Origin of the sequence: Catenulispora pinistramenti (genome assembly GCF_018274385.1) — a bacterium.
GTDB classification, from domain to species: domain Bacteria; phylum Actinomycetota; class Actinomycetes; order Streptomycetales; family Catenulisporaceae; genus Catenulispora; species Catenulispora pinistramenti.
In genome coordinates, this window is sequence record NZ_JAAFYZ010000287.1 from 1 (window position 1) to 11,712 (window position 11,712).

Sequence of the window (11,712 nt, forward strand, 5' to 3'; positions counted from 1 at the left end):
CCCACCCACCATCACCGCGTGTCGGTGATATCCCCGGCGCCCCGCCGGGCATTACCCTGGTAAAGAGGACCGGGAGTATCGCGATGACCAGGTTCGATCCCCACCGTATCCGCAGCGGCGACGAGCCCATGCACGCGCGCAGTCCGCTGCGCATGCGCCTGGTCATGGCGTTGATCGGGGTGGTCAGTGCCATCGGCGGGGTGGTCTTCTTCCTCACCCAGCACGCGGTCGGGTTCGTGGTCTTCTGCGCGGTGGTGGGGCTCGTCGCGCTGGTTGATGCGATCGTCGTGGTGCGCCACATCCGGCAGGGGCCGCATTGGCAGCCTGGGCGGGACATTCCGCCGTACCGGCCCGTCGAGGAGCCGGAGGAGCGGCTGCGGGAGCGTGCGCCGCTGTCACAGCACACGCGCGAGCACGTGTACCTGGCGATGATGGGGACGTGCCTGGTGCTGGTCATCCTGGCGTGGACGGTCGTGCGGCTGTTCTCGCCGGGGCTGGCGATCGCGATGAGCGTCGTGGCGGCGTTCATTCCGCCGTTCGCGGTGATGGTGGCCAATGCGCGGGGGCGGAATTGGTGATGGGGGACGTGCCGGCCCTGGATCCGTTGAGCTACCCCGGCCGGGTGATCGGTGAGCCCGCGGTGCTGTCGGGTGCGCGGGTGCTGGAGTTGACTGCGAGCGCTGAGCCGATGGGAAGCTGGCGTGTGCAGGGGGCTGATTTTCTGGACGCTGTCCTCGAACAGCTCGGTCAGCCACAGACTGGGAAACTCCATCCGGTCATCGCGATCGGCTCCAACGCGGCACCCGCGCAGCTCCACTACAAGCTGACCCGCCTCGCGCTGCCGTCCGTGGTTCCGATGACGCCGCTGACCGTGTCAGGGCTCGGTATCGGCGTATCCGCCCACGTCGCGCTCAATGGTTATGTCGCCAACTCCCCGTTCGCCGACCCCGGCCTGAGCAGGGTGGCGCAGGCGCAGGTCGTCCTGACCCTCCTGGACGCCGAACAGCTGCGAGCCGTGGACGACACTGAGCTTCCCCGATACCGCAGGGTCCTGTTGTCCGGCGACGAGTACCCGATGGTGCTGCCGTCGGGGGAGCGGTTGGAGGCCGCGTACCTGTACGCCAACGCCGCCGGAGTGCTGGCTGGCGAAGACGGGAAGCCGCTCACTCCCACCACCCAGCCCACGCTCCTCGCCGCGTTGCTGGAACGGTCCGCGCGCCTACGCGAGCTGTTCGACTCGCCCCAGGACTGGGTCGATAAGGCGCGCGCGGATCCGCAGCTACGTGCCGCAGCGAAGCGGATCTTTGTCGAGTCAGGCTGGGTCGTCCCGCAGGATGCCTTGCTCCGCAACGAATGCGACCCCGCCACCGCCGCTCTCACCTACAACGACGTATCGCCTCTGGCGACCGGCCGCGAGCCACCGTAGGCTGCTGCCATCGCGCCATACTGTAACGTGTTCTAGTTCCGTCCCAGCCCCCGGCGAGGAGCCTCAATGACCGCGGACCTCAAACTCGGCCTCCAACTCGGCTACTGGGCCTCCAAGCCGCCCGAGTATGACTGGGTCGGCCTGGCCAAGGAGGCCGAAGACCTCGGCTACGACTCTGTGTGGACCGCCGAGTCGTGGGGCTCCGACGTGTTCTCGCCCCTGGCCTACCTCGCGGCCAGTACCAGCCGAATCCGCCTGGGCACCGGCATCGCGCAGATGGCCGCGCGCACGCCCACCGCCACCGCGATGCACGCCATCACCCTGGACCACTTGTCCGGCGGCCGTGTGATCCTGGGGTTGGGGCTGAGCGGGCCGCAGGTGGTCGAGGGCTGGTACGGCCGGCCGTACCCGAAGCCCCTGGCCCGCACGCGCGAGTACGTGGACGTGATCCGCAAGGTCCTGCGCCGCGAGACCGTGACCAACGACGGCGAGTACTACCCGCTGCCATATCAGGGCCTGGATTCACTCGGCCTGGGCAAGCCCCTGCGCACCAACCTGCGCCCGCTCCGCAAAGACCTCCCGCTCTTCCTCGGCGCCGAAGGCCCCAAAAACGTGGCCCTCACCGCCGAGATCGCCGACGGCTGGCTCCCGCTCTACTACGTCCCCGAGCGCCCCGAGGTCTACGCCGACCAGATCGCCGGCGCCAAGGACGGCTTCGAGATCACCGCCATGGTCCACCTCGCCTTCACCGGTCCCGCCCCCGACGACATCGAGCAGGCCCTGTGGCCCATCAAGGGCGCCCTGGCCTTCTACGTCGGCGGCATGGGCGCCAAGGGCGCGAACTTCCACAAGAACCTCATGGTCCGCATGGGCTACGAGGCCGAGGCCGACCGCATCCAGGAACTCTTCCTGGACGGCAAGCGCGACGAGGCCGTGATGGCCGTCCCCAGCGCCTTCGCCGACGAGATCTCGCTGGTCGGCCCGACCGCGCGGATCAAGGAGCGCCTGGCGGCGTGGCGGGAGTCTCCGGTGACGACGCTGCTGGTGACGGCTCGGGAGTCGGAGACGCTGCGGGGGTTGGCGGAGTTGGTTCTGTAAGTGGGGCGTCCTGGGCCAGGAGGTCATTGAGGCGGTCGCGGAGCCGGTCGAGGTGAGGATCGGGCACTGGGAACAGGTCATCGGGGAACGCAAGGTTTGTGAGGGCTCGTCGGGTGTCGGCTGATACCGCATTGAGCTCAACGGCTGCAATGAACAGGCCGAGCGCAACCTTGATGTAGAGCTCTTTCTCGCCACGTTCTGCATAACCTGACAGCCTGCCCAGTGTTGTCAGGAGGTCGAGGATGGCCGCATCCGCAGGTTCGTTGCCATAGGGCGCCATGAGAGCTGCCGCGAGCAGTGCGGTTGCTGTCACGAGGCGGCCGTCGCCGGTGTGGTAAACCGTGTGCCCGAGTGTCGGAAGTTCGGCAGATATCGGGAGGGTGTTTCTGACGGCGAGATCCAAGCGCCGGTCCGAACTGAAGTCGGCACTCTTTTGTAGATCCCTCGTTAAGTGGGAAGTCAGCCAGGCGCCGTCCTTCCAGGTGACGTCGTGCAAGTGATACGACCAGGTCAAGTCAGGCTTGGTGGCCGGCGTGGCCGGCCTTCCGATGCGGATGACGATGTCTCGGCCGTTGGCGAGCCACGTGCGTTCTAATGCCAGGGTGTCGACGAGGCTGTCCCAACCCGTGTAGCGCAGATTGGTCCACCACAGATTCGCGAGTCGGGGCCACTTGTTTACGGCGTTGTCGTCGTCACACTCGGCAGGGTACAAGCGGCGGAGACTGATGCCGTCAGGTGCGAACGCCAGCAGGGTGATCAGATTTGCGTTCCAAGAGCACGCGCGTTGCACGGCGTCCAGCGCTCTCGGCTGGTAGTCGGTGTAAGCACGGTCGATACGCTCGGCGAGACTGTTGTGGAAGAGTTTGATCAGGATCTCGTCGATGGCCTCGCGAACGGCGGGGTCGACCTGAGCGAGCAGCGCGCCGGAGAACTCGATGATCGGCGTCCGTACGGTCAGACTCTCGAACGACAGCAGCGCGTAGAGCATCGCGTCGTTGATGGACCGGGACACCGCGTAAGCCGATGCGAGGTACTGCGTGGCCAGATCGGAGAGCAGCTGCACGACCAGCCGTGCGGTCAGGTACTCGCCGAAGGTCGCGTGCAGGAACTCATAGGTCTGCGTCTCCCCGCCGTCGCGTGTCGCACGGGCGTCGTGGACGAAGAAGAACCTGCCCACCATCTGCTGACCGGCGCTGAGTGTGGAACGGAGTGTGCTCTGGGCGCGCTCGGCTCGCCAGATGTTCAGGGCCCGTAGATCCTCGGTGAGGCTGTCGGCGTCGATCCACTGCGCGCCCCGGTTGAACATCGCGAACGCGACGATCGACAACCGCAGCAGTTCCTCCTCGATCCGGCGGTCCAGGTCGGTGATGCCCGGGTCCTTCGCCAATTCGCGGCGCGCGAAGTCTTTCAGCAGTTGTTCGTAGACCGTGGCCTGGCTCAAGTCGGGATCGACCGCGGCCAAGGCGTTGTCCGTGGCGTCGTACAACGCGAGCATCAGCAGGAGGATCGGTTGTTCGGCGAGCTCGTGGTAGCGCAGGATCGTGGTCTCGGACAGCGGCTTGACTCCGCGCTCGGTCAGTGACAGGCCATTGGTCCGGTTCCAGATGTCGATCCAGGTGCGGATCTGCTTTTCGCCGAACGGTTCCAGGCGCAGGATGGGGATCCCGTCGGGGAGCGTGGCCCGGTTGGCGACGGCGGTGCGGCTGGTGACGATGACCGCGACCGAGCGGCCCACGTCGAGTTCGCGTTCCTGGAACCTCTCGATGCGGATCAGGAAGTCGGTCTGCGCCACGCCTGTGGCCTGGAGTAGTTCGTCGAAGCCGTCGAGGATCACCACCGGTGTCAGGTCCGGGTTGGCGGTGACGAACCGGGTCCACTGGACGCGCTCGCCGGTCTGCTCGCGGATCGCCGACTCGATGTGTTCTTGGAGGTCCGCGCCGGCGTCGATGCGGCGGAGCTCGACGCGGATCGGAAGGAACCGGTCGGCGGGCAGGCGGGCGGCGAGAATGCGCGTGAGGACCGACTTGCCGGAGCCGGGCTGGCCGAGGATCAGAAGCGGCGTGTGTTGCGCGGCTTCGGACATCAGGTACGTGCCGAGTGCGGCGGGCAGGTCGTGGCGCAGGGGCTGATCGCACCAGGCTTTACTGGAGGGGAGCGCGCTGAAGGCGAGCCGGAAGCTGTGGTCGACGTATCCTTCGCCGAGGGAGGGCAGCGCGAGGTGTGAGTCCCGACCGGTGAGGATGATCGGCTTGGCCAGGTCGGCCCGGTGTGCCCGGCTCAGGGACTCCTGCTGATGGCCGGCTGATTCGGCGGCGAGCGGGGCCAGCAGCGTCTCCAGGCCGGCCAGACCCGTGGCGAGTTGTTCGCGGGTGGCGGCGTGGGCTTGCAGGTTGACCCAGACCCCGAACTCGGGGCAGTCCACGGACAGGCGACGCAGATTCTCTTGGTAGCGCACCGTGGCGTCGGCGGGTATTCGCACTGTCAACAGAGTGGAAAGGCAGTCCTGCTCGGTCTCGCTCAGCGAGTCCCAGACAGCCGGGGCACAGATATGCACGCTGATGCGGCTCGACATCACAGAGAACTGTTGGGCTGACGAGGAGTCGTAGAGCAGTGGTGTCAGATCCACGTCGCCCTCGCTCAGCTCCTTGTACACCCCGAGCCAGCTGAGGTTGTCGTCCGAAGCCTGCGTGGCCAGTGCGGTCTGCTCCGCCGCCGAGAACCGCACCTTCCACTCGCCCAAAGCATCAGCGAGTGCATCAAAGTACGCAGTTATCCGTATGACCTCATGCGCCGCATGAATCCGCTCGGTCCGCGTCAGCCGATCGATGCCCCGCAGCTTTTCCCCGAACCGGTCCAGCACCTTCCCCAGCAGCCGCAGTGCCTGCTCCCGCGCTTCGAAGAGGTCGAATACGCCCGCGCCGAGCAGCATCGTGGCGCTGGCGTCGTCCAGCAGCTTGATGAAGTGGTTCTCGCCGCCGGCCAGTACTTTGACCGCGTCCAGGTAACGCAAAGACCGCCGCATCCGACCATCATGTCGGGTGCGGCGGTCTTCGATCTGGAGAATCCAGAGAATCAGGGTTCTCATGAAGGGGCGATGTTCATGACCCCGGCGGCGGTCCGTCCTGGTCCGCCAGGAAGCGCTCGAACTCCGCTGCCAGTTCGTCGGCGGTGGGCATCCGGCCGTCGTTGTCGCTGAGCAGGTTCTTGCGGTCCGTCACGTTGAAGGCGTCGTACTGCCGCTCCAGGGCTCGCACCACGTCCTCGACCTCGGAGGATTCCTGGACCTGGCGCTCGATGTCCTCGGAGGCGCGGCGGGCGGCGTCGCGGAGTTCCACGTCGGGCAGGACCAGGCCGGTGGCTTCGGAGACGGCGCGCAGGAGGCGGATCGCAGCTTGCGGATACAGGGAGCTGGCCAGGTAGTGGGGGACGTGGACGGCGAAGCCGGCGGCGTCGTGGCCCCATTCGCCCAGACGGTACTCCATCAGGGATGCTGCTGAGCTGGGGACCTGGAGGCGGTCCAGGACCGGCTGGTCTGTGGTGTCGACCAGGCCGGGGTTGGTGGCGTGGGCGGTGATGCCCAGGGGCCTGGTGTGCGGGATGCCCATGGGGATGCCGTGCATGCCGACTGTGATGCTGATGTCGAAGTGCTCGACCAGGCTGCGGACGGCCAGGGCGAACAGTTCCCATTCGCGGTCCGGCTCCAGGCCGTCCAGGAGCAGGAAGCGCTTGCCGGCTCCGTCGGTGAGCAGGTGCAGGTCCAGGGCCGGGTCTTCGTAGTGGTCGTAGTGGTCTTTGTCGAAGGTCATCGTGGGGCGCCGGCTGCGGTAGTCGATGAGCCGGTCCACGTCGAAGGAGGCGACCAGGCGGTGGTCGAACTGGTCCAGCAGGTGCTCGCTGGCCAGTCGGCCGGCGCCGCCGGCGTCCATGAAGCCTTCCATCTGGTGCAGCATGACGACGCCGGCCAGGCCCGGTGTGCCGGGCGCCAGCTCGTACAGAGCTTTGGGATCCTTGCGCGCGACCACTGTGAAGCACCTCATCCGTCTCGTCGGGCTGTCCGGCCGTTCACGTCCAGCCTAACCATCAGCGACCGCCGGGTGGTGATCTATTCCACGCCGGGCCGCACGCGTTCAGGACGCCGAGCGCCGGATCCGGCCGGCGTATCTCGCCTCGAGCTCGTCGTTGTGGGTGTCGGTGCCGATCGCGTTCGCCGACAGGTAGATCGGGGCCTGGATGCCGCGCTCGGCCAGCAGCCGGATGGATTCGGCGATCATCGCCTGGGCCAGTACCGCGTTGCCGACCGAGGAGATGCCGCACACGTTCGCGCCGAAGGAGGGCAGCGGCAGAACCGAGTCGCCGTAGGGGGCGCCGTTGTCCAGCACCACGTCTGCGAAGTCCTTGAGGCGCTTGCCGGAGGAGTGCCGTGAGGTGATGCGCGCGGTGTGCTCCAGGGAGGTGACGGCGATCAGCTTGTGCCCGAGCGAGGTGACGTGCTCGGCCAGGTCCACGATCACGCCGTTGCCGCCGGAGTTGGAGGCGATGATGAACACGTCCTGCGGCTCGACCGGCGCCAGCTCGTAGATCCGCTCGGCCAGCCCCTCCCGGCGCTCGATCTTGGGATCGTTGAGGAAGTCCACCGGCTCCCCGCCGAACAGGATCAGGTCCCGCAGCGCCAGCTTGTTGCTCGGCACGAATCCGCCGGCCCGCCCGGCCACCTCCATCGCCAGGGCCTCGGAGTGCCCGGTCCCGAACGCCTGCAGCACACCCTCGTTCGCGATCGAGTCCGCGACCAGGGCGCCGGCCGCCGCGACCGCGTCCAGCTGGGTCTTCTCGATGTGCTCCAGCACCCGCCGGACCTCGGCGAGGTATCCGGTCGGCGACAGCTCCGGCGGCAGGGACTCCATGGGCTTCTCCCTCGGTGCGGTTCGGTGATCCGGATCGGCGTGGTCTAAGGGTGTGGTCTAAACCACATGGATCCGCGTCCACTAAAGCAGATTCGGCGCTCGTCCGTACTTCGGTTTGCGTTATAGCCCGCGCTCCTGGGACGATCGAGGTATCGGAGGGGAGTACTCCCCAATCGGACGGGTCGTCATCACGGAGTCGCAAGGCTCCCGGCCCCCGAGCCTGAGCTGCGGCTTCAGGCGGAGAAGACTTCCGGCGCTTGTGCACGTCTTGACAACGCCGGAGGAGTCCCGCAATGCATGTCAGCCTCACCGTCTGGATCGTCACCGTCGCCGTGCTGGCCGCGGCCGTGGGCCTGGACCTGTGGCACGGCATCCGCTACCCGCACGCGATCAAGACCCGCGAGGCCGCGGTCTGGGTGACCGCGATCGTCGCCGCCAGCATCCTGTTCGGCATCGGCGTCTGGTACTTCACCAGCCATCGCTACGGCAGCGAGTTCTTCGCCGGGTGGATCACCGAATACAGCCTCAGCGTCGACAATCTGTTCGTCTTCGTCATCATTCTGACCAAACTGCGCGTCCCGCGCGCCTACCAGTCCCAGGTGCTGCTGTGGGGCGTGGTGATGGCCCTGGTGCTGCGCGGCATCTTCATCGGTGTCGGCAGCGCGGTCATCAACCAGTTCAGCTGGGTCTTCTACATCTTCGGCGCGTTCCTGGTCTACACCGCGGTCAAGCTCGCCGCCGGGCACGGCGGCGAGGAGGAGTTCAAGGAGAACCGGCTGCTGCGCCGGGTGCGCACGGCCGTGAAGACCACCGACGACTACGACGGCGCGCGGCTGGTCACACACGTCGGCGGGCACCGGCGGTTCACGCCGATGCTGATCGTGATGGTCGCGATCGGCTCCACCGACCTGCTGTTCGCGCTGGACTCCATCCCGGCGATCTTCGGGCTGACCAAGGAGCCGTACATCGTCTTCACCGCCAACGCCCTGGCGCTGCTGGGCCTGCGGCAGCTGTACTTCCTGCTCGGCGCGCTGATGGAGCGGCTGGTGCACCTGTCCTACGGGCTGTCGGCGATCCTGGCCTTCATCGGCGTGAAGATGGTCTTCGAGGCGCTGCACGGCTCCGGGGTCGAGCACATCGGGCCGGTCACCGTGCCGACGATCGGGATCGCGGTCTCGCTGGGCGTCATCATCGGGGTCCTGGCGATCACGACGGTGACCAGCTTGTGGAGCACGCGGGGCGAGGAGCCGGCGCAGAATGCTCCCGCGCAGACGGAGCTGGCTGGGAAGGCTCCGGCGGCGAAGACGGAACCGCTGGAGAAGTAGCGCCGCCGCCGCCGGAAGGCCGCGGCCGAGCCCACGCCAGCCGACCGCCCCAAGCCGGTGGCCAGCGCCGCGAGCGCCGGTGCGGGAACAGCTCCATTCCGGGTGCGGTGACCAATAAGGTCGCCGCATGAGCTACTTGCAGGGACCGATGTTCCTGGTGACCTGGATCGTGACGGTGGTCGTGCTCGGCTCCGTCGTGCGGCGTCTGCTGGGCGTCCGGTTCTCGGCCACCCGGCTGGTCATCGCCGCCGGGATCTCCTTCGCGGCGTCCGCGCCGATCCTGAACGCGATGCTCGGTCCCAAGCTGCCCGACGGCACCCTGGCCGACGCCAGGAAGCCGCTGCTGCTGGTGTTGGCGATGCTGGTCATCCTGCTGCCCAGCATGGTGTTCCTGGTGGTCGCCGAGGCGCTGGCGCCCAGCGGCAGCCTGCCGACCCCGCTGGAGTGGGTCAGGGGCCTGCGCAGCCGGGTGGCGCGCTCCCGCCGGTACTGGCGGTTCACCATGATCCTGATGCGCCACGGCCTCGGCCCCTACCTGCGGGGCCGGCGGCCGCAGGCGAACATCGGCCGGTCGTTGCGGGAGGCGCTGAACGAGGGCGGGCTGACGTTCATCAAGTTCGGCCAGATCCTTTCCACGCGCCGGGATCTGCTGCCGGCCGAGGTCGTCGACGAGCTCTCGCTGCTGCAACACCAGGCCGCCTTCGTGGCGTGGCCGCAGATCGAGGCCGTGTTGGCGGCCGAGTACGGAGCGGCCGAGTACGGAGCGATCGAGAAGGTCTTCGACCGGTTCGACCGCGAGCCGCTGGCGGCGGCCTCGGTCGCGCAGGTGCACACCGCGCGGCTGGTCTCCGGCGAGGAAGTGGTGGTCAAGGTGCGCCGGCCCGGCGTCACCACGCAGGTGGGCCGCGACCTGGACATCATCCGGCGGCTGGCCCGGACGCTGGAACGGCGCACGTCCTGGGCCCGGTCGCTGGGTGTCGTGGCGCTCGCCGAGGGGTTCGCGAACGCGCTGCGGGAGGAGTTGGACTTCCGGATCGAGGCCCGGAACCTGGCGGCGGTGGCGGTGACCCGGGTCGAGGGGGTGGCGGTGCCGAAGGCGTTCACCGCGCAGTCCTCGGCGCGGGTGCTGGTGATGGAACGGTTCGACGGCGTGCCGTTGCGGCGGGCGATGCCGGAGTTGGCTGAGCGCGGGATCGATCCGCGCGAGCTGGCCGAGCGGCTGCTGGACTATCTGTTGCGGCAGGTGATGATCGACGGTGTCTTCCACGCCGACCCGCACCCCGGCAACATCCTGCTGCTGCCCGACGGCCGGCTGGGGATGCTCGACTTCGGTTCGGTGGGCCGGCTGGATTCCGCGCTGCGCTCATCGATGCAGCGGCTGTTGGCGGCTGTCGACGCCGCGGACCCGCTGTATCTGTGTGACGCGGTGCTGGAGGTGATGACGGCGCCGGAGGATATCGACGAGGCCGCGTTGGAGCGGGACCTGGGCCGGTTCACGGCGCGGCATCTGCGGCGCGACTCAGGGTTCGACGTCGCGATGTTCACGGACCTGTTCCGGATCGCCACCTCCTACGGCTTGGCGGTCCCGGCCGAGGTCGCGGCGGTGTTCCGGGCGTTGGGGACGTTGGAGGGGACGCTGAGCGAGCTGACGCACGACTTCGACATCGTCACCGAGGCGCGCAAGCTGGCCGGCGGGTACGCGGCCGAGAAGCTGACGCCGGACGCGCTCAAGCGGGAGGCCACGGCCGAGCTGGCCGCGTTGGTGCCGATGCTGCGGCGGCTGCCGCGCCGGGTGGACCGGCTGGTCGGGGCGCTGGAGGGCGGCAAGCTGAGTGTGAACGTGCGGCTGTTCGCCGACCGGCGGGACCGGGAGGTGGTGACCCGGCTGGTGCACCAGGTGCTGATCACGGTGCTCGCGGCGACGTCCGGGGTGATGGGGGTGCTGATGGTCGGGCGGCAGAACGGGCCGATGGTCGGGAAGTCGGTGAGCTTGTACCAGTTCCTCGGGTACAGCTTCTTGGCGGTGGCCAGCGTGTTGGCGTTGCGGGTGCTGGTGGTCGTGTTCCGGCGGCCGGAGGAGTGAGTACTGCTGGCTTTCACTTTCCCTGCTGGTTATCACTGACAGTCGATGTCAGCGAACCCGTCGAGACTGGGGCTCATGGAACTCGCAAGCGCCACGCGGCGGGCCGAGCGGCTGCTCGTACCGGCCGCTTTCGTCACCGCCCTGGGGAACAACGTGCAGCTGATCGCCGGGGCGCTGCTGATGATCCGGGAAGACCGGACGATGTTGTCGGTCGGGCTGCTGTTCGTCGCGGTGGCCGTGCCGCAGGTGGTGCTCTCGCCGTACTTCGGGCGGCTGGCGGACCGGCACGACCGGCGGCGGCTGTGGATCGGGTGCGATCTGACGTCGGCGGTGCTGGCCCTGGCCCTGCCGGTGTGGCTGGCTTGCGGCGGGGCGAAGGGGGTGGGGGTGTATGCGGCGAACTTCGCTTTGGCGGTGGTGGCCGCGCTGTTCTTCCCGGTGAGCAACGCGATGGTCAAGGAGCGGGTGCGGGCCTCGCAGGTGCGGCGGTTCAACGCGAACTTCGAGATGGCCACGCAGGGCGGGATGCTGCTGTCGGCGACGGTCGGGGGGTTGTTGGTGCAGCGGCTGGGGGCTTCGCCGTTGTTGGTTTTCAATGCGGGGACGTTTTTGGTGTCGGCGGCTTTGGTGGCGGGGGTTGGTGGGCGAGGCGCTGAATCGGTTGCGGTGGCCCGGATTTCCGATTCGGCCCGGGTTTCTGATCCCGCCGATTCCGATGCCGATCCCGATCCCGGTCGTGCTTCCGATCGTGCTTCCGGCCGCGGTTCACAGGGCCCGCGCTCGGCTCCGCTCGCGCGGTTGATCTTGCTCTACGCGCAGGGCAGCGTGGTGGTGACGGTGTTCAACGCGCTGCTGCCGAAGCTGGTCATGGGGGAGTGG

Annotated in this window: 9 protein-coding genes; 6 read left to right on the plus strand and 3 right to left on the minus strand. The window is 67.9% G+C overall.

Going from position 1 to position 11,712, the window contains the following annotated elements; translation table 11 throughout:
* Window positions 1-83: 83 nt before the first annotated feature.
* From KGQ19_RS43810 to KGQ19_RS43820, 3 genes are all read left to right on the plus strand, one after another.
* Complete coding sequence (locus KGQ19_RS43810) at window positions 84-578, plus strand: DUF6343 family protein (protein WP_212020728.1); 495 nt, start codon at window positions 84-86, stop codon at window positions 576-578.
* Window positions 578-1,426 (plus strand): hypothetical protein, encoded by an 849-nt coding sequence (locus KGQ19_RS43815; protein ID WP_212020730.1) that lies wholly within the window; start codon window positions 578-580, stop codon window positions 1,424-1,426. The genes KGQ19_RS43810 and KGQ19_RS43815 overlap by 1 nt, the downstream gene beginning before the upstream one ends.
* Before the next feature lie 66 nt (window positions 1,427-1,492).
* A complete protein-coding gene (locus KGQ19_RS43820; RefSeq protein WP_212020732.1) occupies window positions 1,493-2,524 on the plus strand; it encodes an LLM class F420-dependent oxidoreductase in 1,032 nt (343 codons plus the stop codon).
* Here KGQ19_RS43820 and KGQ19_RS43825 read toward each other — a convergent pair.
* From KGQ19_RS43825 to KGQ19_RS43835, 3 genes are all read right to left on the minus strand, one after another.
* Window positions 2,421-5,609 (minus strand): NACHT domain-containing protein, encoded by a 3,189-nt coding sequence (locus KGQ19_RS43825; protein ID WP_212020734.1) that lies wholly within the window; start codon window positions 5,607-5,609, stop codon window positions 2,421-2,423. The genes KGQ19_RS43820 and KGQ19_RS43825 overlap by 104 nt on opposite strands.
* Window positions 5,610-5,622: 13 nt before the next feature.
* Window positions 5,623-6,546, minus strand: a complete 924-nt coding sequence (locus KGQ19_RS43830) for a proteasome assembly chaperone family protein (protein ID WP_212020736.1) — start codon at window positions 6,544-6,546, stop codon at window positions 5,623-5,625.
* 105 nt (window positions 6,547-6,651) lie between these two features.
* A complete protein-coding gene (locus KGQ19_RS43835) occupies window positions 6,652-7,425 on the minus strand; it encodes a sugar isomerase domain-containing protein (RefSeq protein ID WP_212020738.1) in 774 nt (257 codons plus the stop codon).
* Window positions 7,426-7,718: 293 nt separating this feature from the next.
* Here KGQ19_RS43835 and KGQ19_RS43840 point away from each other — a divergent pair, with 293 nt between their 5' ends.
* The 3 genes from KGQ19_RS43840 to KGQ19_RS43850 all read left to right on the plus strand — a co-directional run.
* Window positions 7,719-8,750: a TerC family protein gene (locus KGQ19_RS43840; protein ID WP_230420374.1), complete on the plus strand. Its 1,032-nt coding sequence runs from the start codon at window positions 7,719-7,721 to the stop codon at window positions 8,748-8,750.
* A 127-nt stretch (window positions 8,751-8,877) separates the two neighbouring features.
* A complete protein-coding gene (locus tag KGQ19_RS43845; RefSeq protein WP_212020740.1) occupies window positions 8,878-10,833 on the plus strand; it encodes an ABC1 kinase family protein in 1,956 nt (651 codons plus the stop codon).
* Window positions 10,834-10,908: 75 nt separating this feature from the next.
* Window positions 10,909-11,712 (plus strand): MFS transporter (locus tag KGQ19_RS43850; protein ID WP_230420375.1); only part of this gene is annotated, 804 nt, incomplete at its 3' end.